The organism is Achromobacter denitrificans NBRC 15125 (assembly GCF_001571365.1).
Lineage (GTDB): Bacteria > Pseudomonadota > Gammaproteobacteria > Burkholderiales > Burkholderiaceae_B > Achromobacter > Achromobacter denitrificans.
Map to the genome: position 1 here is coordinate 39587 of NZ_BCTQ01000027.1, position 26684 is coordinate 66270.

Annotated in this window: 22 protein-coding genes; 19 read left to right on the top strand and 3 right to left on the bottom strand. The window is 68.1% G+C overall.

Annotated features, from left to right (window positions below; translation table 11 throughout):
• Positions 1–7: 7 nt before the first annotated feature.
• From ADE01S_RS21075 to otnK, 8 genes are all read left to right on the top strand, one after another.
• Complete coding sequence (locus ADE01S_RS21075; RefSeq protein ID WP_075873214.1) at positions 8–1147, top strand: hypothetical protein; 1140 nt, start codon at positions 8–10, stop codon at positions 1145–1147.
• On the top strand, positions 1144–2289 hold the full coding sequence (locus tag ADE01S_RS21080) for a hypothetical protein (protein WP_062683706.1): 1146 nt from the start codon (positions 1144–1146) through the stop codon (positions 2287–2289). Before ADE01S_RS21075 ends, ADE01S_RS21080 begins: the two co-directional genes overlap by 4 nt.
• A 160-nt stretch (positions 2290–2449) precedes the next feature.
• Positions 2450–3088 (top strand): 3-oxo-tetronate 4-phosphate decarboxylase, encoded by a 639-nt coding sequence (gene otnC, locus ADE01S_RS21085; protein ID WP_062683707.1) that lies wholly within the window; start codon positions 2450–2452, stop codon positions 3086–3088.
• Between the two features lie 68 nt (positions 3089–3156).
• Complete coding sequence (locus ADE01S_RS21090; protein ID WP_062683708.1) at positions 3157–4488, top strand: MFS transporter; 1332 nt, start codon at positions 3157–3159, stop codon at positions 4486–4488.
• Positions 4489–4515: 27 nt separating this feature from the next.
• Positions 4516–5301: a 2-oxo-tetronate isomerase gene (gene otnI / locus ADE01S_RS21095; RefSeq protein WP_062683709.1), complete on the top strand. Its 786-nt coding sequence runs from the start codon at positions 4516–4518 to the stop codon at positions 5299–5301.
• Between the two features lie 10 nt (positions 5302–5311).
• Entirely contained in the window at positions 5312–6286 is a 975-nt protein-coding gene (denD, locus tag ADE01S_RS21100) for a D-erythronate dehydrogenase (protein WP_062683710.1), read from the top strand.
• 43 nt (positions 6287–6329) lie between these two features.
• Entirely contained in the window at positions 6330–7238 is a 909-nt protein-coding gene (ltnD, locus tag ADE01S_RS21105; RefSeq protein WP_062683711.1) for an L-threonate dehydrogenase, read from the top strand.
• Positions 7235–8494, top strand: a complete 1260-nt coding sequence (gene otnK, locus ADE01S_RS21110; RefSeq protein WP_062683712.1) for a 3-oxo-tetronate kinase — start codon at positions 7235–7237, stop codon at positions 8492–8494. The genes ltnD and otnK overlap by 4 nt, the downstream gene beginning before the upstream one ends.
• A gap of 26 nt (positions 8495–8520) precedes the next feature.
• On the opposite strand, the gene ADE01S_RS21115 is transcribed toward otnK, so the two are convergent.
• Together ADE01S_RS21115 and ADE01S_RS21120 are read right to left on the bottom strand one after the other, a co-directional pair.
• Positions 8521–9228: a FadR/GntR family transcriptional regulator gene (locus ADE01S_RS21115; protein ID WP_062683713.1), complete on the bottom strand. Its 708-nt coding sequence runs from the start codon at positions 9226–9228 to the stop codon at positions 8521–8523.
• Positions 9229–9332: 104 nt separating this feature from the next.
• The gene (locus ADE01S_RS21120; protein WP_062683714.1) at positions 9333–10235 is read right to left on the bottom strand and encodes a LysR substrate-binding domain-containing protein; all 903 of its coding nucleotides are present in this window, start codon (positions 10233–10235) and stop codon (positions 9333–9335) included.
• Between the two features lie 161 nt (positions 10236–10396).
• Here ADE01S_RS21120 and ADE01S_RS21125 point away from each other — a divergent pair, with 161 nt between their 5' ends.
• The 9 genes from ADE01S_RS21125 (at position 10397) to ADE01S_RS21165 (ending at position 22434) form a co-directional block, all read left to right on the top strand.
• Positions 10397–11734, top strand: a complete 1338-nt coding sequence (locus ADE01S_RS21125) for an MFS transporter (protein WP_062683715.1) — start codon at positions 10397–10399, stop codon at positions 11732–11734.
• 1 nt (position 11735) lies between these two features.
• On the top strand, positions 11736–12824 hold the full coding sequence (locus ADE01S_RS21130; protein WP_062683716.1) for a M14 family metallopeptidase: 1089 nt from the start codon (positions 11736–11738) through the stop codon (positions 12822–12824).
• Positions 12825–13117: 293 nt separating this feature from the next.
• On the top strand, positions 13118–15229 hold the full coding sequence (locus ADE01S_RS21135; protein ID WP_075873218.1) for a TonB-dependent receptor domain-containing protein: 2112 nt from the start codon (positions 13118–13120) through the stop codon (positions 15227–15229).
• 245 nt (positions 15230–15474) lie between these two features.
• On the top strand, positions 15475–16248 hold the full coding sequence (locus ADE01S_RS21140; protein ID WP_075873213.1) for an SDR family NAD(P)-dependent oxidoreductase: 774 nt from the start codon (positions 15475–15477) through the stop codon (positions 16246–16248).
• A gap of 14 nt (positions 16249–16262) precedes the next feature.
• Positions 16263–18473, top strand: coding sequence for an alpha-ketoacid dehydrogenase subunit alpha/beta (locus ADE01S_RS21145; protein ID WP_062683717.1), 2211 nt, complete (start codon positions 16263–16265; stop codon positions 18471–18473).
• Positions 18457–19179, top strand: coding sequence for an SDR family NAD(P)-dependent oxidoreductase (locus ADE01S_RS21150; protein ID WP_062683718.1), 723 nt, complete (start codon positions 18457–18459; stop codon positions 19177–19179). The genes ADE01S_RS21145 and ADE01S_RS21150 overlap by 17 nt, the downstream gene beginning before the upstream one ends.
• 6 nt (positions 19180–19185) lie before the next feature.
• The gene (locus ADE01S_RS21155; protein ID WP_062683719.1) at positions 19186–19887 is read left to right on the top strand and encodes a GntR family transcriptional regulator; all 702 of its coding nucleotides are present in this window, start codon (positions 19186–19188) and stop codon (positions 19885–19887) included.
• Positions 19888–19899: 12 nt separating this feature from the next.
• Positions 19900–21117: a dihydrolipoamide acetyltransferase family protein gene (locus tag ADE01S_RS21160; RefSeq protein WP_062683720.1), complete on the top strand. Its 1218-nt coding sequence runs from the start codon at positions 19900–19902 to the stop codon at positions 21115–21117.
• A gap of 120 nt (positions 21118–21237) precedes the next feature.
• The gene (locus ADE01S_RS21165; RefSeq protein WP_062683721.1) at positions 21238–22434 is read left to right on the top strand and encodes an ABC transporter substrate-binding protein; all 1197 of its coding nucleotides are present in this window, start codon (positions 21238–21240) and stop codon (positions 22432–22434) included.
• A 27-nt stretch (positions 22435–22461) separates the two neighbouring features.
• On the opposite strand, the gene ADE01S_RS21170 is transcribed toward ADE01S_RS21165, so the two are convergent.
• The gene (locus ADE01S_RS21170) at positions 22462–23352 is read right to left on the bottom strand and encodes a LysR family transcriptional regulator (protein WP_062683722.1); all 891 of its coding nucleotides are present in this window, start codon (positions 23350–23352) and stop codon (positions 22462–22464) included.
• A gap of 189 nt (positions 23353–23541) precedes the next feature.
• Between ADE01S_RS21170 and ADE01S_RS21175 the strand changes: the two genes are divergently transcribed.
• A complete protein-coding gene (locus tag ADE01S_RS21175) occupies positions 23542–25011 on the top strand; it encodes an NAD-dependent succinate-semialdehyde dehydrogenase (RefSeq protein WP_062683723.1) in 1470 nt (489 codons plus the stop codon).
• An 18-nt stretch (positions 25012–25029) separates the two neighbouring features.
• A complete protein-coding gene (locus ADE01S_RS21180) occupies positions 25030–26664 on the top strand; it encodes a GMC family oxidoreductase (protein ID WP_062683724.1) in 1635 nt (544 codons plus the stop codon).
• The last annotated feature ends 20 nt before the right edge of the window (positions 26665–26684 follow it).

A 26684-nucleotide genomic window follows, 5' to 3' on the forward strand; every position in this document is an offset into this window, starting at 1 on the left:
GAATTCCATGAGACGTTTTTTCGATAGCCCGGCCTACCGCTGGTTCTTGCTGTGCTGCGCCTATGTCGTGATTGCGGCGGCCGTCATCAATGGCTTCTACACGAAGTGGCGGCTGAACGACGGGCACCCGGCGCTGGGCCTGTCGCAGATGGTGGAAGGAACGGCCCATCGTCCCTACGTCTACCGGCAGTTCGTGCCGGCCGTCGTCAACGGTATCCAGGGCCTGTTGCCCGAGGCGACCGTGGCGCGCCTTTCCGAACGTCTCGCGGAGCCTCGCAGGCTGAACAGCCGCTCGGGGCTGGCGATGCGCTATCCGGGTTCCGAGGCGCTGGTGCCGGCCGTCACCTTGCGTTATCACCTCGTCTTCTACCTGACGTTCTTCGCGCTGCTGGCCGCGCTGTTCGTCATGCGGCGGGTAGGCCTGGCGGTGGGCGCGGATCCGGCGGCCGCGACGATGGCGCCGGCGGTCCTCGCGCTATTGCTGCCTTTCTTCCTGACCGAGGGCGGCTACTTCTACGATTTCTTTGAATTGCTCTTCATGATGAGCGCCGCGCTGCTGGCGATGGGCGCGTCGCCGGGCAAGCCGCTGCGCCTGATCGCCTTGCTGGCGCTGGCGGGTTTCGCGACCTGGAACAAGGAAGCCTTCTTCTTTTTCACGCCCGCCCTGTATCCGCTGCTGCGACGGAACCTGCCGCGCGCACAGGCGGCCGCGGTGGCCGCGGCCCTGCTTTTCGTCTGCGGTTGCGTATATCTGGCGCTGCGCATGCGCTATGCGGGGAATCCGGGCACGACGGTGGACTACCAGCTGTGGGATAACCTGCGCTTCTACGTCGATCCGGGCAATTGGCTGCGCACGGAAAGCACCTATGGCGTGCTGCTGCCGCGCGGCTTCGGCGTGGTCAGCATGCTGGCCTTCGCGGGGATCGCCGTCTGTGGGTGGGCGCGCCTGCCGCAAGCCTGGCGCCAGCATGCGCAGCTGGCCCTGGCCATCAACCTGCCGCTGTTCGTGCTGTTCTGCTCGCCGGGAGAAATGCGCAACCTGAGCATGCTCTATCCGACGCTGCTGGGCCTGACGGCGCTTGCGCTCGGCCTGTGGCTGAAGCCCCAGCCCGAGGCGGGGCGGCCCGCCGTGGAGCGCGCCCGATGAGGCGCTTTTTCCATGCGCCGGCCTACCGCCGGTTCCTGATGGTCCTGCTCTACGTGATCGTGGCCGCGGCCGCGTTCAATGGCTTCTACGCGAAATGGCGGCTCAACGACGGCCACACGCCGTTGTCGCTCGCGTCGATGGTGGACGGCACGGCCTATCGGCCCTACGTCTATCGTCAGCTGGTGCCCGCCGCCGCCAATGGCATCCAGGCGCTGCTGCCGGCCCACACGGTGGAGCGCCTGTCCGAACGCTTGACCGAGCCGCGCCGCGTGAACAGCCGTTCGGGGCTGGCCATGCGCAATCCGAGCTCCGAGGCGATGCTGCCCGCGGTCACGCTGCGCTATCACATCGTGTATTACCTCACCTATCTGGCCCTGCTGGGCGCGCTGTTCGCGATGCGCGCGCTTTGCCTGCGCCTGGGCGCCAGCGCGCCAGCCGCGGCGATCGCGCCCCTGGCCCTCGCGCTGCTCATGCCGTTCTTTCTCACCGAGGGCGGCTTCTTCTACGACTTCTTCGAACTCCTGTTCATGGCCTGCGCCATTCTGCTGGCCTGGCGCGCCGCGCCGGAATCGCCTGCGCGCGCGGCGGCGCGGCTGGGCCTGCTGGCGCTGGTCTCGGCGGCCGCGACCTGGAACAAGGAGGCGTTCTTTTTCTTCGTCGCGACGCTGTATCCCTTGTTGCGAGCCGGCCTGCCGCGCTGGCGAGCCGCGGCCGTGGTGGGCGTGCTGGTGTTCGTCTGCGGCTGCGTCTACCTCGCCCTGAGGATGCGATTCGCGGGCAACCCCGGCGGCACCGTCAGCTTCCAACCCGGCGCGAACCTGTTCTATTTCCTCGATCCGGGGAATTGGTTCCGTACTGAAGGCACCTACGGCGTGACGCTGCCCAAAGGCTTGAGCGCCTTCATGATGCTGATGATTGCCGGCGTGTCGGCCATCGGCTGGAAGCATTTGCCGGCCGCCTTCCGCCATCACGCGTGGGCGGCGCTTGCCATCAATGTGCCGCTCTTCGTGCTGTTCGCCGCGGCGGGCGAGGCGCGCAACCTGAGCATGCTGTACCCCACGCTGCTGGGTGTGCTGGCGATGGCCATGACGGTCTGGCTGCGCTCGGCCGCGACGGGGCGGGGAGGGGGCGAAACGGCCTGAGCGGTTCGCCCCTTGTTACACGAATACCGGGTTTACCCGGTATTTTTGTTTTCACCAAATTTGTATGATGACCCGATAACTTAAGGCGAGAGACACGTCATCATGCAGGCCCCGCAGCCTTCTTTTCCGCTAGTCCGCCCCTGCTCCCCGGGGGCTTTCCATGGCTGATGAATCCCGCATCCGCGAAGAAATCTGCATCGTCGGCGCCAGCCTTTACCAGCGCGGCTACACGGTCGGCGCCGCAGGCAATATCAGCGCCCGCCTCGACGACGGCTGGCTGATCACCCCCACCGACGCCTGCCTGGGCCGCCTGGATCCCGCGGAACTGGCCAAGGTCGACCTGGCCGGCAACTGGGTGTCGGGCGCCAAGCCTTCCAAGACCCTGGTGCTGCACCAGGGCATCTACCGCGCCAGCCCCGAGTCGCGCGGCGTGGTCCATACCCATTCCACCCACCTGGTGGCGCTGACGCTGGCAGGCGTCTGGCGGCCCGACGAAGTCTTGCCGCCCATCACCCCGTACCAGGTCATGAAGGTGGGGCGGATTCCGCTGATCGGCTACCGTCGCCCCGGCGACGCGCAAGCGGCCGCCGAGGTCGCCGCCGTGGCGGCGCAGGTCCGCGGCGCCCTGTTCGAGCGGTTGGGGCCCGTGGTGTGGGAACGCTCGGTATCGCATGCGTCCTACGCGCTGGAAGAGCTGGAAGAAACCGCCCGGCTCTGGCTGATGAGCAACCCTCGTCCGGAGCCGCTGGGCGCCGAGGCCATTGAAGAATTGCGCGCCACCTTCGGCGCGCGCTACTGATCCCTTTAGAAAGCCGCCCGGCCGCCGGCGCGCGGATCGGGAAGGCGCATCCCCTCCTGGAGACTTGCATGCCCCCGATGGAAACGACGCTCGGCGCGCAGCCCGATGCGGCAAAGCCGGCAGATTCGCGCGAAACCGCGCGCGCCTATGCCAAAGTATTCTGGCGGCTCGTGCCGTTCCTGATGCTTTGCTACGTGATCGCCTATCTCGACCGCGTCAATGTGGGCTTCGCCAAGCTGCAGATGTCGCAGGACCTGGGGTTCAGCGAAACGGTGTTCGGCCTGGGCGCGGGCGTGTTCTTCATCGGCTATTTCCTCTTCGAGGTACCCAGCAACCTGCTCATGCACCGGCTGGGCGCGCGCATCTGGATCGCCCGCATCATGATCACGTGGGGCATCCTGTCCGGCATGTTCATGTTCGTCGAGACGCCCACCGGCTTCTACATCCTGCGCTTCCTGCTGGGCCTGGCCGAAGCCGGCTTCTACCCCGGCGTGATCCTGTACCTGACCTACTGGTATCCGGCCCACCGCCGCGCCAAGATCATCGCGCTGTTCATGTCCGCCATTCCCGTGGCGGGCATCTTCGGCAATCCGCTGTCCGGCTGGATCATGGACGCATTCCACGGCACGCACGGTCTGCAGGGCTGGCAATGGATGTTCCTGATCGAGGCCATTCCCGCCCTGGTCATCGGCGTCGTGACCATCATGTACCTGGACAACGGCATCGCCAGCGCGAAATGGCTGAGCGACGATGAAAAGCAATTGCTGACCCGCGAAATCGAGCTCGACCAGAAACAGACCGGCTCGCAGAAGCACTCGTTGCGCGCCGTGTTCGCCGACAAGCGCGTCTGGTGGATGTGCCTGATCTATTTCGCGTTCGTCGCCGGCCAGTACGGCCTCACGTTCTGGATGCCGACGCTGATCAAGTCCACCGGCGTCACGGGCGCCTTCAATATCGGCCTGCTCAGCGCCATCCCATTCCTTTGCGCCATCGTCGTGATGAACCTGCTGGGCCATTCGGCCGACCGGCGCCGCGAGCGCCGCTGGCACCTGATCGTGCCGGCATTGCTGGGCGCCGTGGGGTTCTCGGTCGCGGCTTCGTATGCCGACAATACCGTCGTGTCCCTGGTCTTCCTGTCGATGGCGGCCGCCGGCGTGCTGACCTGCGCGCCCCTGTTCTGGTCGCTGCCGACCGCGTTCCTGTCGGGCACGGCGGCGGCGGCCGGCATCGCCATCGTCAATTCGGTGGGCAACCTGGCGGGCTTCGCCAGCCCCTACATGATCGGCTACCTGAAAGACCTCACCAACTCCACCGCGTCCGGCATGTACGTGCTGGCGGGCGTGCTGGTGGTGGGCGCCATCGCCGTCTGGTTCACGCCGGCCAAGCTCGTCAACCGTTGATGCCGTTTCGTTAAAGAAGGAATTGCAATGCCACGCCTGGCCGCCAACCTCACCATGATGTATACCGAGCATCCCTTCCTGGACCGCTACGCGGCGGCGGCGCGGGACGGATTCTCGGGTGTCGAGTTCCTGTTTCCCTACGAGTTCGCGGCCGCCGAGCTCAAGTCGAGGCTGGAAGAGCACGGGCTGACGCAGGCCCTATTCAACGCGCCGCCCGGAGATTGGGCGGCGGGCGAGCGCGGCATCGCGTCCCTGCCGGGCCGCGAGGGCGAATTCGAGCGCGGCTTCGATCAGGCGCTGGAATACGCCGCCGCGCTCGGCAACCGCTCGCTGCATGTGATGGCCGGGCTGATACGGCCGGAGCAGGACCGCGCCGCGCATCGCGAGGCCTACCTGAAGAACCTGGCCGCGGCGGCGCGCGCGGCCGCCTCGGCCGGCATCACCGTGGTGATCGAGCCCATCAACACGCGCGACATCCCCGGCTTCTTCCTTAATCGCCAGGACGAAGCCCAGGCCGTCTGCGCCGAGGTCGGCGCCGCAAACCTGAAGGTGCAGTTCGATATCTACCACTGCCAGATCGTCGAGGGCGATATCGCCGTGAAGCTGCAGCGCGACATGGCCGGCATCGGCCACATCCAGATCGCGGGCGTGCCCGACCGGCACGAACCCGACCTGGGCGAACTGAATTATCCCTACCTGTTCGAGCGCATCGACGCGCTCGGCTATGCGGGCTGGATCGGCTGCGAGTACCGCCCCAAGGCCGGCACTTCCGCGGGCCTGGGCTGGGCCCGCCCCTATCTCGCCAAACCCTGAGCACTCCATCATGAAAATTCTGATCACCGGCGGCGCCGGATTCCTGGGCCAGAGGCTGGCCCGCAAACTGCTCGAACAAGGTTCGCTGGCCCTGGACGGCGGCGCGCCGCAAGCCATCACGCAGATCGACCTGCTGGACGTCGTCTCCGCCGATGCGCTGACGGATCCGCGCGTGCGCTCGCTGGTGGGCGACATCGCCGACCCCGCCGTGCTGCGGCAGGCCATCGATACGGACACCCGCGTCGTGTTCCACCTGGCCGCCATCGTCAGCGGGCAGGCCGAGGCGGATTTCGACCTGGGCATGCGCATCAACCTCGATGCGTCGCGCGCGCTGCTGGAAACCTGCCGCGCCCTGGGCCATCAGCCGCGCGTGATCTTCACCAGCTCGGTGGCGGTCTACGGCGGCGCCTTGCCCGAGACCGTGCGCGACGACACCGCGCTCAACCCTCAGTCTTCCTACGGCACCCAGAAGGCGATCGCGGAACTGCTGCTGGCGGATTACACGCGGCGCGGCTTCGTCGACGGCCGCGTGCTGCGCCTGCCCACCATCAGCGTGCGCCCCGGCCGCCCCAACGCGGCGGCCTCGTCGTTCGCCAGCGGCATCATCCGCGAGCCGCTCAACGGCGAAGCCGCCGTGTGCCCGGTCGGCGCGGACACGCGCCTGTGGCTGCTGTCGCCGCGCGGCGCCATCCAGGCGCTGATCGCCGGTTGCGAGCTGCCCGCGCAGGCCCTGGCCGACCGCCGGCCGATCAACCTGCCGGGCGTATCGGTCACGGTGGCGGAGATGGAGCAGGCGCTGCGCGAGGTGGCGGGCGACGAGGTCGCAAACCGCATCACGTGGCGGGCCGATGAGCGCGTCGAGCGCATCGTGGGCAGCTGGCCGGGCCGCTGGGACACCGCGCGGGCCGGCGCGCTGGGCCTGGAAGGCGACCGCGATTTCGCCGCCATCATCCGCGCCTACATGGCCGACGACCTGCCGCGCTGAGCTTGCGGCAGTCCGCCCACTCGATTTTCAGGATCTTGAAACCATGAGCCATCCGCAAACCCTTTCCCGCCGCGTCGGCGTCATCGGCCTGGGCGCCATGGGCGCCGGCATCGCGCAAAGCCTGCGCCGCGCCGGCCACGAGGTGCATGCCTATGACATCCGGCCGGGCGTGGCCGCGGCTTTCGCGGCCGAGGGTGGGGTGGCATGCGCCGCCTTGGCCGACATGGCGGCCGCCTGCGACATCGTGATCAGCGTGGTGGTCAACGCGGAACAGACCGAGGCCGTCCTGTACGGCGCAGGCGGCATCGCCGCCGCGCTGCGCGCCGGGGCGGTCTTCGTGATGTGTTCGACGGTGGACCCCAACTGGTCGATCGCGCTGGAGGCGCGGTTGGCCGAACAGGGCATCCTCTATGTGGACGCGCCGATATCCGGCGGCGCGGCCAAGGCCGCCGCTGGCCAGATGACCATGATGACCGCCGGCCGTCCGGCCGCCTACGAAGCCTGTGGCGGCGTGCTGGAATCGATGGCCGGCAAGGTCTACCGCCTGGGAGACCGGGCAGGGGCGGGCAGCAAGGTCAAGATCATCAACCAGCTGCTGGCGGGCGTGCATATCGCGGCCGCGGCGGAAGCCATGGCGCTGGGACTGCGCGAAGGCGTGGATGCCGACGCGCTGTACGAGGTGATCACGCACAGCGCGGGCAACAGCTGGATGTTCGAGAACCGCATGGCCCACGTGCTGGCGGGCGACTACACGCCGCTGTCGGCGGTGGACATCTTCGTGAAAGACCTGGGCCTGGTGCTGGATACGGCCCGGCACAGCAAATTCCCCTTGCCGCTGGCGTCCACCGCGCACCAGATGTTCATGCAGGCCTCCACGGCCGGACATGGGCGCGAGGACGACAGCGCCGTGATCAAGATTTTTCCGGGGATTACCCTGCCGGAGCAGAAATGAGCATCAAACTGGGCTGTATCGCCGACGATTTCACGGGCGCCACCGACCTGGCCAACAACCTGGTGCGCGCGGGCATGCGCGCGGTGCAGACCATCGGCGTGCCCGGGACGCCCTTGCGCGGCGACGCGGACGCGGTGGTCGTGGCGCTGAAGACCCGCACCCTGCCGGCCGAGGAGGCCGTGGCGCAGTCGCTGGCGGCGCTGGATTGGCTGCGGGCGCAGGGCGCCGAGCAGATCTACTTCAAATACTGCTCCACGTTCGACAGCACGCCGCAAGGCAATATCGGCCCCGTCACCGACGCGCTGATGGCGCGGCTGGGCACCGATTTCACCATCGCCACGCCGGCGTTCCCGGACAACAAGCGCACGGTGTTCAAGGGCTACCTGTTCGCCGGCGACGTCCTGCTGAACGAATCGGGCATGCAGCATCATCCGCTCACGCCCATGACCGATCCCAACCTCGTCCGCGTGCTGTCCGCGCAGACCTCGCGCAAGGTCGGCCTGATCGACTACGCGGTAGTGGCGCGCGGCAGCGACGCAATCCGCGTCCGCATCCGGGAACTGGCCTCGCAGGGCATCGGAGTGGCCATCGTGGACGCGGTTTCCAACGACGACCTGCTCGCGCTGGGGCCGGCCCTGAAGGACATGCCGCTGGTGACGGCGGGCTCGGGCGTCGCCATCGGCCTGCCGGCCAACTGGGGGCTGTCGCCCGCCGACAGGACGCGCCTGCCGCGCGTGCCCGGCCTGCAGGCGGTGGTGGCGGGTAGCTGCTCTTCGGCCACCAACGGCCAGGTGGCGGCCTTCATCGAAAGCGGGCGGCCGGCGCTGGCGCTGGATCCGCTGCGGCTGGCCGCCGGCGAGGACGTCGCGGGCGAAGCGCTGGCCTGGGCCGAGCCTCGCCTGCGGGACGGCCCCGTGCTGATCTATTCCACCGCGCAGCCCGACCAGGTCAAGCAGGCCCAGGGCGCGCTGGGCGCGGAACGCGCGGGCGCGCTGATCGAGGCCGCGATCGCGCGCATTTCGGTCGGCCTGGTCGAGCGCGGCGTGCGCCAGCTGATCGTGGCGGGCGGCGAGACCTCGGGCGCGGTCGTGCAGGCGCTGGGGTTGGAGCAGATCGAGATCGGCGAGCAGATCGACCCGGGCGTGCCCTGGTGCGCCGGCCATGCGCCGGCGGCGGGGGGCGAGGTCAGCATCGCGCTGAAGTCGGGGAATTTCGGTGCCCGGGACTTCTTCACCAAGGCCTTCCGCCCCGACTGAGGTTTCCCGGTCCGCGGCGGGCGCGGCTAGCGGTGCGCCTGCCGCAGGCGCTTGGCCGCGTTGACCATGTGGACGCGCGCGGCTTCCCGGGCGCCGTCCACGTCTTTCCTGCGGATGGCCTCGACGATGGCGATGTGTTCCTGCAGCACGTCGCGCATCAGGCTGGCGTGGCGCGCCTCGTTGCCGCGCGTCACGCGCGTGGCGGCTTCCAGGAACTGGCTGACGAAGGCCAGCGTCGTCATGAAATAGGGGTTCCCGGTGGCGCGCGCGATGCTGCGATGGAAGGCCACGTCTTCCTTCACGCCGTCCCCGCCGTTCTCCACCGCCTGCGAAATGGCGGCCAGCGCCGCGTCGATGTCGCTCATGTCCTGCTTCTTGCGCACGGCCGCCGCCTGGGCGGCGATCTCGGTTTCCAGCGCGCGGCGCAGGTCCACGACGTGCAGCACCGCGTCCAGCGAGGAAAGCTCGGCGGCGTCGATGCGCAGGGCGCGGTTGCCGGTGGCGTCGGTGACGTAGACGCCGCTGCCTTGCCGCGCTTCCACCACGCCGTCCTGGCGCAGCCGGGAGACGGCTTCGCGAATGACGGTGCGGCTGACGCCGAATTGCTCCGCCAGCGCGGTCTCGGTCGGCAGCTTGGCGCCGGGCGGCACGCGGCCTTCGTCGATTTCGGCGCGCAGGCGCTTGGCGACCGTATCGGTCAGCGTGGGCGGAGAGGGAAGTCGGGGAAACGCCATGGATGAGGGATGAAAGAGGACGGGGCGGCGGCCAGCGGAAGCAGCGTCGATGATAACCGGTACCCGCTCGCCCGGTTCCCGCGGGCGTCCGGATTCGCGCGGGTTCAAGGCTGCGCGCCCGTCGGCCCGCGCGCTTCCAGCAGGCAATCGATGAAGCACTGCGCGGCCGGCGTGGGCGGCGAGTCGGCGCGGGTCAGGATGGAGACGCGCGCGGCCGGCAGCGCGTGCGCCAGCGGCAGCATGCGCAGGCCGCGCGGCAGCAGACTGTGGTCGAACAGATTGCGCACGAATATGCCCAGGGCGTCGCTTTCGGCGATCAGGGCCAGCGCCACGGCGATCGATTGGCAGGGAATCACGTCGCGGGGCGCGGGCAGCTTGTGGGCGTCGAACGCCAGCCGCAACAGGTTGGCGGGCGCCTGGATATTGCCGGGCAGCAGCCACAGGGCATCGTGCAGTTCGGCCAGGCTGCGGGCGTGGCGCAAGGGGTGGCCGGCGCGCGCGCCGACCGCCAGCGGCAGCGTGAACAGCATGGTGCGGGCGAAGCCGTCGTCGATGTCGCCGTCGTACTCCGTCTGCACCAGGAAATCGTAGCGGCCCGATTCCAGCTGCTCATGGCTGTAGGGCGGGGCCACCTCGTTGAAGGACACGGCCACGCGCGGCATGCGCGCGCGGAAAGCCGCCAGCGCCGGAGGCAGCACCGTCAGCGCGGCCGAACTGATCGCCAGGCTCAGCGTGCCGCCTTCGCCGTCTCGCATCTGCCCGATTTCCTCCTGTGCCTTGCGCGCCTCCTGAAGGATCAGCACGGCGCGCTTGTACAGGGCTTCGCCGTAGGAGGTCAGCTCCACGCCTCGGGCGCTGCGCCGCACCAGTTCGGCGCCCACGCTCAGCTCCAGCTCGCGCAGGCTGCGCGTGGCCGCGGGCTGGGTGACGAACAGCGCGCGCGCCGCGGCGCGGATGCTGCGGTGCTCGGCGATCAATACGAAGGCGCGCAGTTGGCGCAGGTTCATGGACGCGGTCCGGGTCGAGGGAGGACTCATCGGCAGCATATAAGAAAAAGTACTCACTGGAACAAAAATACTGTCTTTTCCTTATCGTTTGCCATCCGTATATTCATGGCCACGGGGCAGGCATAGCGTCCGGCCACCGGAACGGACATCAAGGGGAAAAAATGTCTATCGCCATCGTTGCCGCGCCCGGCCGGCAGGAACTCCACACGCCCGCGATGCGCCGCCGGGTCATCGCCGGCACCACGATCGGCAACGCGCTGGAGTTCTTCGACTTCACCGTCTTCACGTTCCTGATGCTGGTCATCGGGCCGCTGTTCTTTCCGGCCGCCTCGGGCTATGGGCAATTGCTGCTGACCACGGCGACCTTCGGCGTCGGCTTCCTGATGCGCCCGGTGGGCGGCATGCTGATCGGGTCCTACGCCGACCGCCATGGGCGGCGCGCGGCCATGACGCTGACGCTGTGGCTGATGGGCCTGGGCTGTGCGCTGATCGCCGTCGCGCCGACCTACGCGCAGATGGGCGCGTGGGGGCCGGTGCTGATGGTGCTGGCGCGCCTGATCCAGGGTTTCGCGGCGGGCGGCGAGGTGGGCGCCTCGACCACCTTGCTGGTGGAGCACGCGCCGCCGGGCAAGCGCGGCTTCTATTCGAGCTGGCAGTTCGGCAGCCAGTCGCTGGGGGTGATGCTGGGCGCGCTCACGGTCGCGTTGCTGACGGCCGCGCTGAGCAAAGAGCAGATGCAGGCCTGGGGTTGGCGCGTGCCGTTCGTGATCGGCATCCTGACCGTGCCGGTGGGCGCCTACATCCGCCGCAATCTTGAGGAAACGCTGGAGCAGCCGCCCCGCGTCGCCGCGTCGCACCCGCAGGCGTCCGCCGGCCACCAGCCGCTGCGCCGGGTCTTCGCCGAGCACAAGGTCCCGGTCGTCAAGGGCATCCTGCTGGTGATCGGCGGCATGGTGTGCGCCCAGATCATCGGCTTCTACATGCCGGCCTACGCCAACAAGAAACTGGGCCTGCCGGCTACGTCGACCCTGTCCGCCAGCGTCGTGCTGGGCGCCATCGGCTTCCTGATCGCGCCGCTGGTCGGCACGCTGGCCGACCGGGCGGGGCGCAAGCGGGTGATCTTCTGGTCACGCGCGGCCACCGTGGCCGCCTTGCTGCCGTGCTTCCAGTGGCTCGTGTCGGCGCCCAGCACCGCTCGCCTGATGACGGTGATCGCCTTGCTCGCGGTGCTGCTGGCCTTGCAGACCGCGCCGGTGATCACGATGTTGCCGGAACTGTTTCCGAAGTCGGTGCGCACGACCGGCATGTCGGTGGTATATGGATTGGGCATTTCCGTTTTCGGCGGATTTGCGCAGTTCTTCGTGACCTGGCTGCTGCACGTCACCGGCAATCCGATGGCGCCCGCCTGGTACTTGATGGTGACCGTGACGCTTTCCACCGTGGTGCTGTTCTGGATCCAGGACCGCACCGGCCATGAAATCGATATTCGCGAGGCATGAGATGCAATCCACCCCCCGCTATTTTTCCTCCAGCTACGCGCAGGCGCGCGACCGCTTCCTGGCGGCGGCGTCCCCCGTCGCCACCCACGTGCAGTCCTACGCCATCGAACCCCGGGGCAGCGAAGGCGAGCCGCTGGCCACCGACGTGGCCCTGATCGGCGACGCGAACGCCGAGCGGCTGCTCATCATGACCTCCGCCACGCACGGGGTCGAAGGCTTCTGCGGATCGGGCTGCCAGCTGGCCTTGCTGGACGATGCGCCGATGCTGGAGCGCGCGCGCCGCGCCGGCATAGCCCTGTTGCTAGTGCATGCCGTGAATCCCTACGGCTTTTCGTGGATCGCGCGCACGGACGAAGGCAATGTGGACCTGAACCGCAATGCGCAGCCGTTCGACGGTCGCCCGCTGCCGTCCAATCCCGGCTACGGCCTGGTGCATGAGCTGCTGCTGCCTCGGGAATGGCCGCCCACGCCGCGGAACCAGCAGGATCTCGCCCGCCACATCGAGCAGCATGGCCTGCCCGCCGTGACGCAGGCCGTGTCGCGCGGGCAGTACACGCACGCCGACGGCCTGTTCTATGGCGGCGACCGTCCGGCCGCCTCGCTCGTCAACCTGCGCGGCATCCTGCAGGCCCACGCCAGCCGCCATGCGCGCATCGGCTGGATCGACGTGCATACCGGCCTGGGCCCGCGCGGCCACGGCGAGAAGATCTACGCCGGTCGCCGTAACGAGGCCGAAGTGGCGCGGGCGCGCAACTGGTGGGGCAGCGACATCGCCGTGCCATACCAGGGAAGCTCGGCATCGGTGGACATCACTGGCCATCTCGCCGGCCTGATCTACGAGGCTTGTCCCGATTCCGAGCCCACGCTGATGGCGCTGGAGTTCGGCACCTTGCCGTGGGAAGACGTGGTCCTCGCGCTGCGCGGCCGCAATTGGCTGCGCGCCCATCCCGAGGCCGGCCCGGCGCAGCGGCGCGAAATCCTGCAAGCCACGCTGGACGCGTTCTATTGCGGCCAGGAGGACTGGCAGGGCATGGTGCTGGGGCAAAGCCGCGTCGCGGTGCTGCAAGCGCTGTGCGGGCTGGAGGCCTGAACCTTCCCCGTTGGTGGGCTTCTCCGAAGCCGAGGTCAAGCTCCTGCATGCCTACGACTTGAAGAGCCTGACGGAGAAGAAGGCCGACATCCTCGAATTCTGGAACAAGGAATTCAAGGCGGGTTGAGCCCGGGGGGCGGCGCTCGCGGCCGCCCCGCGGCTGCCTGGCCGGCAGCGTGGACTGCCGGCAGGCCGCGAGCCCGCGCATTTTCCCAGGGAGGTCTTGCGCTGCAATTGAAATGTTATATCATTTGCTACTTGGCTGTAATGATATAACATTCAAGAGGGCGATGATGAGTGGCAAGAAGCAGGGGCAGTCGCGGGAAAGCGGCGCGAGGGGCGGCAGGCGGATATCGCGCAAGCGGGGATTGAAACCCTGGGCTTGCGCCTTGGCGCTGGCGGCGCCGGCCGTCCAGGCCCAGACGGCAACCGAGCCGGCCGGCGGCCGCGTGCTGGCGCCCATCACGGTGTCGGCCAATCCGTTGGGGCTGGACCTGAACAGCACCACGCTGCCGGCGTCGGTGCTGGAAGGCGATGCGCTGATCGAGCAGCGCACCGGAACGCTGGGCGAGACGCTGAAGAACCTGCCCGGCGTCAATAGCGATACCTTCGGCGCCGGCGCCAGCCGCCCGGTCATCCGGGGGCAGACGGCGCCGCGGGTGAAGGTTCTGTCCGACGGCTCCGAAGTCATGGATGCCTCCGGCATTTCTCCCGATCACGCCGTGACGGTGGAACCCTTGCTGGCCGAGCGCATCGAGGTGCTGCGCGGCCCGGCCACGCTGCTGTACGGCGGCGGCGCGATCGGCGGGGTGGTCAACGTGGTGGACAAGAAGGTGCCGACCGCGGTGCCGGAGAAGGGCGTCGAGGCGGAGGCCGAACTGCGCGGGGCGACGGGCACCAAGGAACGCTCGGGCGCCGTGGGCGTCACCGCCGGCGAAGGCCAGTTCGCCGTGCGCGTGGAGGGCATGAAGCGCCGCAGCAGCGACTACGACGTGCCCGACTGGCCGGGCGGCAAGCTGGAAGGCTCGTACAGCGAGTCCACGCAGGGTTCCGTGGGCATGTCGTGGATCACGCCGCGCGGCTATGTCGGCCTGGCTTTCACCCATCTGGAAAGCGAGTACGGCCTGCCGGGACACAACCACGAATACGAAGGCTGCCATCCCCACGGCACGCACCTGCACTGCGGCGGCCACGATCACGACCATGGCGACGAGGAAGCCGGGCACGACCACGAGCACGAACATGGCGGCGTGCCCTACGTGAAGCTGCGCAGCAACCGGGTGGACCTGCGCGCCGAATACCAGGATCCGTTCGCGGGTTTCGAGAAGATCCGGCTGCGCGGCGGCCTGACCGACTACCAGCACGACGAGATCGAGGGCGGCGAGGTCGGCACCCGGTTCAAGAACAAGGGCTATGACCTGCGCCTGGAGCTGCAGCACAAGCCGATCGCGGGCTGGCGCGGCGTGGTGGGGCTGCAGAACGCCTACAGCGATTTCCGCGCCGACGGCGAGGAAGCCTTCCTGCCGCGCAGCAAGACGCGCTCCAACGGCCTGTTCGTGCTGGAGGAATACCAGCTGAACGACTGGCGGTTCGAACTGGGCGCGCGGCAGGACTGGCAGCGCATCTCGCCGTCCGGCGGGGCGCCGCGCAGCAGCCTGTCGGGCACGTCGTTCTCGGCCGCCGCCATCTGGGACTTCGCGCCGCAGTATTCCGTGGCGCTGTCGCTGTCGCGGTCGCAGCGCCTGCCGACGGCGCAGGAGCTCTACGCCGATGGGGTGCACCTGGCCACCAACACCTACGAGCTGGGCAACGCGGACCTGGGCCGCGAGACCTCGCACAACATCGACCTGACGCTGCGCAAGCACTCGGGCGACACCACGTTCTCGGCCAGCGTGTTCCACAACCGCGTGAAGAACTACATCTACGCCGATACGCTGGACCGCTACGAAGACTTCCGCCTGATCGAATACGCGCAGCGCGACGCGGAGTTCACCGGGGTGGAAGGGGAGTTGCGCCACCAGTTCACGCCGGTGTTCTCGGCCGCCGTGTTCGGCGACTACGTGCGGGGCAAGCTGACCGGCGGCGACGGCAACCTGCCGCGCATCCCGGCCGCCCGGGCAGGCGTGCGCGGCAATTTCAAGTGGGAGCAGTGGTCGGGCGGCGTGGAATACGCGCGCGTGTTCGCGCAGAAGGACATCGCCGATTATGAGGACACCACGCCGGGCTACAACATGGTGAATGCCGTGGTGGCCTACCGGGGCCAGTACGGCGCCACGGGTTACGAGGTCTACCTGCGCGGCACCAACCTGTTGAACAAGCTGGCCTACAACCACGCTTCCTTCATTTCCTCGGTGGCGCCGCTGCCCGGACGCAGCGTGCTGCTGGGCGTGCGGATGACGTACTGATGGCCCCGGCCGCCTCGGGCGGCCCGCCGCGATCCGCCATGGTGGGACGGGAGTTCCCGTCCCGCCTTTTTTTGTCGCGGGGCCGTCGGCGCCTGGGAGCAGCAAGCAGGCGAAGCCCTGCGCAGCGTGGGGGATTTCCCCCGTCTACGGGTAGACCCCGATGCTGTCGTCGTTGACGTTGGCCGATCCGCTTCCTAGAATCAAATTTGTGATCACATATCAAAAATAGCATCGACGGACGCAGCATGGCCCAACAAGAACACTTCGATATCCGAGACAAGGTCGTTTTGATCACCGGTGCAGCAGGCGGCATCGGCGCCGCGCTCAGCCGGGCCTATGCCCGCGCGGGCGCGACGCTGGTACTGACCGACCTGGCGGGGGAAAGGCTGGACGCGCTGGCGTCCGAGCTGCGCGGATCCGGCGCCAAGACCGGAAGCTACGCGCTGCAAGTGGAAGACCGCGCCGCCTGCGAGGCCGTGGTGGCCGACGCGGTCGCCGCCTATGGCAGGGTGGACGTGCTGGTGAATTGCGCCGGGGTCAACACCCGCATGCGGCCGGAGCTGTACGCGGAAGACGTCTGGGACCGCATCATCGACATCAACCTGAAGGGCAGCTTCAACATGTGCCAGGCCGTGCACGCGACCATGCGGGCGCGCGGCAAGGGCAAGATCATCAATATCGGCTCCATCCTGGCGCTTGCCTCCAACGCCGTGACGGCGGCGTACTCGGCCAGCAAGGGCGGAGTCCTGCAGCTGACGCGTTCGCTGGCCTGCGCCTGGGCGGCCGACGGCATCGCGGTCAACGTGATCCAGCCCGGCTGGATCGATACCGCGCTGTCGCGCCAGGCCCGGGTGGACATCCCGGGCCACGCGGAACGCGTGGTGGCCACCACGCCCATGGGGCGCTGGGGCGAGCCGGAAGACCTGGTCGGCCCGGCCCTGTTCCTGTCCAGCCCCGCTTCCGACTTCGTGACGGGCGCGAGCCTGGTCGTGGACGGCGGCGTGACCGCGCACATCTGAGCCGAGAGGACCGCATGCAACTCGAAGTAGTCGAACAGAAGACGCCGGTGCACACGCTGGCCGTGCAGGAAAGCGATTGGGCCCTGTTGACGCGCGCGGAGGCGCTGCGGCTGACGACGCTGTTCCTGGTGGCGCGCCGCTTCGAAGAGAAAATCCTGCAGCTCGACAAGCTGAACCTGGTCCACGGGCCGGCGCACTCCAGCATCGGGCAGGAAGGCGCGGCCGCCGGCTGCATCGCGGCCCTGCCCGTCGATACGCTGATGAACGGCACGCACCGCGCGCACCACCAGTGCATCGCCAAGGCGGTCAACGCGCTGTACGACGAAGACCTGGATCCGTCCGCGGCCGGGCTGACCCTGCGCATGCGTCAGGAGATCCAGGGACTGATGCACGAGATCCTGGGCCTGAAGGACGGCTGGACCGGCGGGCGAGGCGGCTCCATGCACCTGCGGCGCGCGGACCTGGGCATCATGGGCACCAACGCCATCGTGGCGGGCGGCATTCCCATCGCCTGCGGGCATGCGTTCGCGGAGAAGCAGCGCGGCTCGGGCAAGGCCATGGTCACGTTTTTCGGCGACGGCGCGGTGCATCAGGGCGCCACGCATGAAGCCATGAACCTGGCGGCGCTGTACGGCCTGCCCATGATCTTCTTCCTCGAAAACAACAAGTACGCGGTCTCCATGAGCGTGGAGCAATCCACCTTCGAGACCGAACTGCTGACGCGGCCGCAAGGCCACGGCATCGCCGCGGTCAAGGTGGACGGGATGAATCCGTTCGCGGTCTGGCTCGCCGCCCGCTGGGCGCGCGAGCACATCGCCCGCGAAGGACGCCCGGCCTTCATCCTGGCCGAGGTCTATCGCTACTACCACCAGAGTTCGTCGATCCCCGGCAGCGCGTTCGGCTACCGCACGCGCGACGAAGAGAACGCCTGGAAGGCGCGCGATCCCTGGCTGTTCCTGCAGCGCGAGCTGCCGGCGCGCGGCATTCTCGATGCCGACGAACTGGCCGCCATCGACGCCGCCGTGACCGACGCGGTCGAGGCCGCCGCGGCGTCCTGCGTCGAGGGCTCCGGCTCCTCGACACGCATCCGCGCCGAACTCTGGCCCGCCGCCGCCACCGTGGACCGGCATCTCGCGAGCGACCTGACGGAATTCGAGGGCGTGCGCTACGCCGAAGCGGAGGACTATGCCGCAGAGGACATGGAGCCCATGACCTACATCGAGGCCATCGCCCGGGCCATGGGGGCGCGGATGGCCGAGGACGAGGACATCTACGTATTCGGCGAGGACGTGGCCAACATGGGCGGCGGCACGGTGGGCGCCACCCGCGGCCTGACCGAGCGCTTCGCCGGCAGGCTGGTCAACACGCCCATCACCGAGAACGGCTTTTGCGGACTGGCCACGGGCGCGGCGCTGTCGGGCCTGAAGCCCGTGGTCGAGCTGATGTACAGCGATTTCTTCCTGGTGGCGGGCGACCAGCTGCTGAACCAGGCGGGCAAGATCCGCCACCTGTTCAATGGCACGGCCAGCGTGCCGCTGGTGCTGCGCACGCGGATCCCCGGGCCGGAGGGCTACGGTTCGCAGCATTCGATGGACCCCGCGGGCGTGTTCGCCCTGTTTCCCGGCTGGCGCATCGTGGCGCCGTCCAATGCCTTCGATTACGTGGGCCTGATGAACTCGGCGCTGCGCTGCAAGGACCCGGTTCTGGTCATCGAGCCTCAGCAGTTGCACAAGCGCAAGGCGCCGGTGCCCAAGGACCTGGACTACTACATTCCCATCGGCCGCGCCAAGCGCGTGCGCGAAGGCGACCAGATCACGCTGCTCACGACCTTGACCATGGTGGACGAATGCTGCCGCCTGGTGGACGAGGCGGGCGTTCGCGCCGACGTGATCGATCTGCGCACGCTGTCCCAGCGCGATATCGACTACGACACCATCGGCCGCTCCGTCATGAAGACGGGCCGGGTGGCGATCGTGGAACAGACCACCCGGGGCGCGAGCCTGGGGGCGCTGATCGCCGACGAGATCCAGCGCCGCTACTTCGATTACCTGGACCAGCCGGTCAAGCGCGTCACCGGCCGCTGGGCGCCGCCGGTGGTGTCGCAGGCGCTGGAGCTCGCCGCGCTGGCGGGCGAGGAAGACGTGCGCGCGCTGATCCAGGACATGCTGGCCGACAGCGCCCTGTCCGCAACCCCCTCGGGAGACGCCCATGCCGCGCGCGCTTGAAGGCAAGACCGTCCTGATCACCGGCGCCGCCGGCGGCATCGGCCGGGCGACCGCCGAAGTCTGCGCGGAACAGGGCGCTTCGCTGGTGCTGGCCGACCGGCAGGCGCCGCGGGAGTTGGCCGAACAACTGCTCGCCGGCGGCGCGCAGGCCCGCGCCATTGCCTTCGACGTCACCGACCGGGCGGCGGCCGAAGCCGCCGTGGCCGGCATCGACCGGCTGGACGCGCTGGTGGCCAACGCCGGCTACTGCCCCTGGGACGACTGGAACGAGGCGGGCTGGGACGAGGTATTCCACCGGGTCATCGACATCAACCTGCTGGGCCTCATGCACCTGACGCGCGCCGCGCTGGCGAAGATGAGCGCGCAGGGCGCCGGCCGCATGGTCCTGGTGTCTTCCGTCGCGGCGCGCATGGGCGGCCTGGCGGCCAGCCCGCACTATGTCGCGGCCAAGGGCGGCACCCAAGCATTCGTCAAATGGCTGGCGCGCCGCGCGGCCGATTCGGGCGTGACCGTGAACAGCGTCGCGCCCGGCGCGACCGAAACGGGCATGACCCAGGGGCAGGCTTTCGATGCGAATAGAATTCCGCTGCGGCGCATGGCGCAGCCGCGCGAAATCGCCTTGCCCATCGCCTTTCTCTGTTCCGATGGCGCGAGCTACATCTGCGGCGCCACCCTGGATGTGAACGGTGGCGTCTATATGAATTGAGACGATATGGACAACAGCATCCTGGAAGGCCTGCTCAACAAGCAGGAACGCATTACGGTCGCGGACCAGATCTACCAGAAGACCCGCCAGCTCCTGATGAGCGGCGCCGTTCCTCCTGGCGAAAAAGTGACCCTGCGCGGCCTGGCGGCCGTGCTCAACACCAGTCCGATGCCGGTGCGCGAAGCCGTGAACAAGCTGGTCGCCGAAGGCGCGTTGGAAATGCTGCCGAGCCGGGGCCTGCGCGTGCCCAAACCCAGCCTGCCGAAGTTCCGGGAGATTGTGCGCATCCGTTGCTGCGTGGAGGGTTTCGCGGCCGCGGAGGCCACGAAGATCATGACCGACGCGACGATGGCGCGCATACGGCAGTACGCGGACGAATTCGACAAGCTGGGGCACAAGCCCAGGATCGACACGTTGAAGACGATCGAAGCCAATCGCAACCTGCACTTCACGCTGTATGAAGCGGCGGGCATGCCGCTGCTGGTGAGCATGATCGAGAACATCTGGCTGCAGATCGCGCCGCTGTTCTCGCTGAGCATGGGCAGCAAGGACCGGAAGTCCGAAAGCTGGGAGTCGTTCAGCCACCACGCGGCGCTGCTGGACGCATTGGAGCGGCGCGACGCCGAGGGGGCGCGCGCCGCCATCGTGGCGGACATCTCGGACGCCGCCCTGTACATCGAGAAGACCGGCAATTTGGCCGAAACATAAAGCGAGTCAGACATGGATATCGAGGTCGTGATGCCCGCCATCGGCGCGGGCACGACGCAAGGCAAGATCCTGCAATGGTTGAAGCAGTCCGGCGACGCGGTCAAGGCCGGCGATATCCTGGCCGAAATCGAGACCGACAAGGCCGTCATCGAACTGGAAGCGCTGGACAGCGGCGTCCTGCACCGCATCCATGTGCCCGCCGGAGACACCGAGGTTCCGGTGGGCGACGTGATCGCGACGCTGCTGCCCGAGGGCGCCGTCGCGGCCCAGGCCGCCGAGCCCGCTCCGGCGGCGCCACCCGCGCCGGCGATTGCGGCCGCGGGCGCGACGCGGCAGGCAGCGCCAGCGCTGGACGAGCACCGCCTCTTCGCCAGCCCTTCCGCGCGGCGCCTGGCGCGCACGCTGGGCGTGGACCTGCATGCGCTCGCCGGCAGCGGACCGAACGGCCGCATCGTCAGGGTGGATATCGAAAACGCGGCGGCGTCGCGGCCGGCGATGGCGCAGGCGGCTCCGGCCGCCATCGCGCCGCGCGCGGCCGGCGCGGAACTGGAGCCGCACACGCCGATGCGCAGCACCATCGCGCGCCGTCTCGTCCAGTCCAAGCAGCAGATCCCGCATTTCTACCTGACGGTGGATTGCCGCATGGACGCGATGATGGCCGCCCGCGCCGCATTGAACGCGCGCGGCGAGGCCGCGCCCCAACCCTGGCGCCATTCGTTGAACGACCTGCTGGCGATGGCGGTGGCGCGCGCGCTGAGGCAGACGCCGGCCGTCAATTCGCAGTGGACGGACGAGGGCATCGCCCGGCTGGACCGGGTGGACCTGAGCATCGCCGTCGCGCTGGAATCCGGCCTCATCACGCCCATCGTGCGCGATGCCGACAAGAAGTCCCTGCGCGAGCTTTCGGCTGAAATCGCGCAATTGGCCGAGCAGGCGCGCCGCGGCCGCCTGCGGCCCGAACAATATGAAGGCGCAAGCCTGACGCTGTCGAACCTGGGCATGCATGGCGTGCGTGAATTCGCCGCCATCATCAACCCGCCGCAAAGCGCCATCCTGGCCGCCGGCGCGGTCACCCGGCAGCCGGTGGTCGACGGAGACGAGATCCGGATCGGCCACGTCATGAGCCTGACCCTGTCGGCCGACCACCGGGTGGTGGACGGCGCGGTGGGCGCGCAGTTCCTGAAGGCAGTGAAGCAGCTGCTGGAGAATCCGATCGAACTGATTCTCTAGCGTCCTGGGCGGGACCCAGGCAGCGTCCACGGCATCAGGGCAAGGTGGACCGCGAACGGCGTACAGACCGATGGCGGCGGCAAGACGAAGCACCATTACATCAAGTCTGGAGACAAAGGAATGAAAATGCAGAAGCAGCTTTCCCGCATCGCCTGCGCGGCCGCGTTCGTGGCCATGGCCCAGGGCGCGTGGGCGCAGGCCGACATCAAGATCGGCTACAACAGCGACATGTCCGCCAGCGGCTCGGCCGACTTCGGCGTGTCGGCGCTGTCGGGGGCCAGGCAGGCCGCCGAGGAAATCAACGCCGCAGGAGGCGTCCTGGGACGCAAGCTGGTCATCGTGGCGCGCGATGACGTGGGTTCGCCGCCCAAGTCCATCCAGAACGCCAACGAGCTGGTGGACAACGAGAAGGTCGTCGCCATGCTGGGCGGGGTGAACTCGGGCAATATGCTGGCCTGGCTGCACATCGTGCAGCAGAAGAAGGTGCCCACGATTTCCCCGTCGGCCACCGCCACCGAGATCACCAACCGCTACAGCAAGGAGCCCGCGAACTACATCTTCCGCGTGTCCATGCGCGACCTGGACCAGATCACGCTGCTTGCCGCCTACGCGGCCAAGGCGACCAAGAACAAGAAGATCGCCATCATCGCCGACACCACCGGCTACGGGCAGCAGGGCGCGAAGGATGCCGCGCACGTGCTGGGCCTGTATGGCATCACGCCGGTGGCCAACGAGAAGTTCGGCCCGAAGGACACGGACATGTCCTCGCAGCTGAACAAGATCAAGGCCGCCGGGGCGGATACCGTCATCGTCTACGCGCTGGCCGACGCCAACGGCCACCTGATGCGCAGCCAGGAGAAGATCAACTACTTCCCGGTCACGCTGGGTTCCTGGGCCAACCTCAGCCCTCCGTTCCTGCGCATCGCGGGGCCGGAACTGGCCAAGAAAATGATCTTCACGGCGTCCATCACCGAAGATTCCACGCCGCAGTCGCGCGCGCTCTACGACGCGATCATGAAAAAGGAAGGCAAGCTGCCCACCTACGTGTTCGCGGCGCATGCCTATGACTCGGTCAAGGTCCTCGCGGCCGCGATGACCCAGGCCCAGTCCACGGACGGCGAAAAGGTGCAGCAGGCGCTGGACAAGCTGGGCAAGGTCGACGGCGTGATCAAGACCTACGCGCCGGCCTTCACCAAGGAGAACCACGAGGCCCTGTCGTACCGCGACTTTCGCCTGGTGCGCTGGATCGACGGCAAGGTGGTGACGGTGGACGACGAGGTCAGCCGCGGCATCAAGCCGGACGAACTCAAGCAATAAGCCGCGCGGCGGGCGCCCGCCCGGCGGTCAGGGCTGGCGCTTGCTGAGGTGGTTGACGAAGAGCTTGGCCGCCGTGGGCAGGGCGTCGAAGGCGCGCACGCAGATCTGGATCTGGCGCCGGGCCCACGGTTCCGACAGCGGGATGATGCGGATGTCGAACATGACCGAGTAGCGGCGGGCGATGTCCAGCGGCAGCACGCCGATGCCCAGCCCGGAATTCACCATGAAGCACAGCGCATCGAAGCCGGTGACCTGCACCTTGAGCTGGATGTTGCGCTTTTCGTCGCTGGCGGCGTTGGACAGGATGCGGTTGATGGCGCTGCCCCGGTGCAGCCCGACGAAGTCGTGTTCGAGGGCGTCGGCGAAGCGGAAGCCGGGCCTGTCCTGCAAGGGATGGTCGGCGGGCACCACCAGCGCCAGGGTGTCTTCGCGGTAGGGGTAGATCTCCACGTCGTGGTCGGGCGCGGTGCCCGAGAAAATGCCTACGTCCGCGGCGTTCTCGGCCACCGACTTGATGATGGTCGAGGTGATCTTCTCTTCCAGGTCCACCTGGACGTTCGGGTAGTCGTTCAGGAAGAGCTTGATGTCCTGGGGCAGGAACTGGGTGATGGCGGAGATATTGGCGTGCACCCGGATGAACCCGCGCAGGCCGCGCGAATAGTCGCGCATGTGCACGGAGATTTCGTCCAGTTCGTGCAGGGCGCGACGCGCCATGGTGGACAGGGCGATGCCGGCGGGAGTGGGGCGGATGCCCTTGTTGGTGCGGATCAGCAGCCGGATCTTGAGGTTCTCTTCCAGCTCGCTGATGCGCTTGCTGATCGCGGCCGCGGCGATGTGCTCGTGTTCGGCCGCGGCGGCGATGGTGCCCTGCTCGACCACGCTGATGAAGAGCTTGAGGGAGGTGGGATCGAGACGCATGGCGGGGCGGGCGGAAAAAGCGGACGAGACGGCCCATTGTAGCGAAGCGAGGTTTTGTCATCGCGAACGGCGATGGCGGCATCGCTAATGACTGCTGTTGCGGAGGCGGCCGCCAGGGCTATCCTCCCCAAAAAATTTCCCCCGCTCCGGCGCGGACGGTGCGGAAGACGATGGATGGAGCGCGAGACAATGAATCTGCAGAACAGCCAGCTGCTGCGGCAGCAGGCGTATATCGGCGGCACCTGGTGCGATGCCGATGACCGGGCCACCATCACGGTGCGCAACCCCTACGACGCAAGCGTGCTGGGCACGGTGCCCAACCTGGGCCAGGCCGAGACCGCGCGCGCCATCGCCGCAGCCGACGACGCCCTGCCGGCCTGGCGCGCCAAGACGGGCAAGGAACGCGGCGCCATCCTGCGCAAGTGGCATGCCCTGATCGAGGCCCACGCCGACGACCTGGCCCTGCTGCTGACCATGGAACAGGGCAAGCCGCTGGCGGAAGCCCGCGGCGAACTGAACTACGCGCTTTCCTTCGTGGAGTGGTTCGCGGAAGAAGCCAAGCGCGTCTATGGCGACGTGCTTCCCCCCACCCGCGGCGACCAGCGCATGCTGGCCATCCGCCAGCCCGTGGGCGTGTGCGCCGCGATCATCGCCTGGAACTTCCCCTCGGCCCTGGTCACGCGCAAGGTCAGCCCGGCGCTGGCCGCCGGCTGCACGGTGGTGCTCAAGCCGTCCGAGCTGACGCCCTTCACCGCGCTGGCCCTGGCCTGGCTGGGCGAGCAGGCCGGCATTCCGCCGGGCGTGCTCAACGTCGTCATCGGCGACCCCGCGCCCATCGGCACGGAGCTCACCCGCAATCCGACGGTGCGCAAGCTGACCTTCACCGGGTCCACGCAGACCGGCCGCCTGCTGATGGAGCAAAGCGCCTCCAACATCAAGAAGCTGTCGCTGGAACTGGGTGGCAACGCGCCGTTCATCGTGTTCGAGGACGCCGACCTGGACGAGGCCGTGCAGGGGCTGGTGCTGTCCAAGTTCCGCAACGCCGGCCAGACCTGCGTCTGCGCCAACCGCGTCTACGTCCATGCCAGCGTGGCCGAGGCCTTCAACGACAGGCTATTGGCGGAAATCCGCCGCATGAAGGTGGGCGGCGGCCTGGAAGCGGGTGTGACGCAGGGCCCGCTGATCGACCAGCGCGCCGTCGACAAGGTGACGCGCCTGGTGGCCGATGCCACGGCGCATGGCGCCACGCTGCTGGCGGGCGGCAAGCTGCGCGCGCCGGGCACGCTGCTGTACGAGCCCACGCTGCTGACCGGCATCACCGATGCCATGGAACTGGCGCACGAAGAGATCTTCGGCCCGGTCGTGGGCATCAGCACGTTCGAGTCCGAAGCGGCCGTGCTGGCGCGCGCCAACGACAGCGCCTCGGGGCTGGCCGCCTACTTCTACACCGCCAACCTGGAGCGGGTGTGGCGCATGATGGAAGGGCTGGAGTACGGCATCGTCGGCGTCAACACCGGCGCCGTGTCCAACGAGGTCGGGCCGTTCGGCGGGATCAAGGAGTCGGGCGTGGGCCGCGAAGGTTCCAAGTACGGCATCGAAGAATTCCTCGAAATCAAGTACGTCTGCCTCGCCGGCAAGTCGTTCAACGCGCTCTCCTGACGCCTCGCGGACCCCGACATGAGCCAAGCTACGCAGCCTTCCGTCCGCGACGCGGATACGTTCGACTATGTAATCGTGGGATCCGGCGCCGCCGGCTCCATCCTGGCCAATCGCCTGAGCGCCGACGGTTCGACGGTATGCGTGCTGGAAGCCGGCCCGCCGGACAACAGCCCCTTCCTGCATATTCCGGCCGGCTTCATCAAGGCCGTGTTCAACAAGAAGTACGCCTGGCAGTTCTCCAGCGAGGGCACCGCGCAGACCAACGGCCGGCGCGTGCCCATTCCGCAGGGCCGCACGCTGGGCGGCTCCACCTCCATCAACGGCCTGGTCTACAACCGCGGCCAGGCGGCGGATTTCGACCATTGGGCGGCCCTGGGCAACACGGGCTGGTCCTATGCCGAGGTGCTGCCGTACTTCAAGTCCATGGAGCGCCGCGTGGGCGGCGACGACCGCTACCGCGGCCGCAAGGGCGAGCTGCCCGTCACGGACATCGATTGGATTCATCCGCTGTGCGAGGCCTTCATCGCCGGCGCGGTGGAGCAGGGCATTCCCCGCAATCCCGACTACAACGGCGCCGATCAGGCCGGGGTGGGCTATTTCCAGCGGACCATCGACCGCGGCTGGCGGATGAGCACGGCCAAGTGCTTCCTCAAGCCCGCCATGGCCCGCAAGAACCTGGAAGTGCGCACCTATGCCCAGGCCACCCGCATCCTGTTCGAGGGCGCCAAGGCGGTGGGCGTGGCGTACTGCCACCCCGCGCATCCCTCGCAGGCGCGCGCCGTGCGCGCGCGCCGCGAAGTGATCGTGTCCTGCGGCGCCATCAATACGCCCAAGCTGCTGCAGTTGTCGGGCCTGGGGCCGGCCGACCTCCTGCGCCAGCACAACATCGAGGTCGTGCGCGACCTGGCCGGCGTGGGCGAGAACCTGAGCGACCACTATTCGGTGCGCGTCGTGGCCCGGGTCAAGAACAGCCAGACCATGAACCAGCTGGTCAAGGGCCTGAGCCTGGCCGGCCAGATCAGCCGCTGGCTGATGAAGCGCCCCAGCATTATGGCGCTGAGCCCGTCGCTGCTGCACTACTTCTGGAAATCCACGCCCGACCTGACGGCGCCCGACCTGCAAGGCGTGTTCACCCCCGCCAGCTACAAGGAAGGCTACGTGGGCATGCTGGACGACTTTCCGGGCATGACGGCCGGCGTGTGGCAGCACCGCCCCGAAAGCCGCGGCCAGGTTCGCATCCGGTCGGCCGATCCGCTGCAGGATCCCCTCATCCTGGCCAACTACCTGGAGCACGAGGGCGACCAGCAGACCCTGGTGCGCGGCATCCGCCTGGCGCGCCAGCTGCTGCGTTCCCAGGCCCTGGCGCCGTACTTCGACAGCGAGGTCCTGCCGGGCCCGTTGTGCGAATCCGATTCCGAGCTGCTGGATTTCGCGCGCCGCTACGGCGTGTCCTCCTATCACGTCAACGGCACGGCCCGCATGGGCCAGGCCGACGACAAGTACGCGGTGGTCGATCCCCAGCTGCGGGTGCACGGTATCCAGAACCTGCGCGTCATCGATTCGTCGGTGATGCCGGCCATGCCCTCGGCCAATATCTGCGCGGCCACGATGATGATCGGCAACAAGGCCGCCGACCTGATCAAGCAATCCTGAAAAACCAGTCAGCGATCACT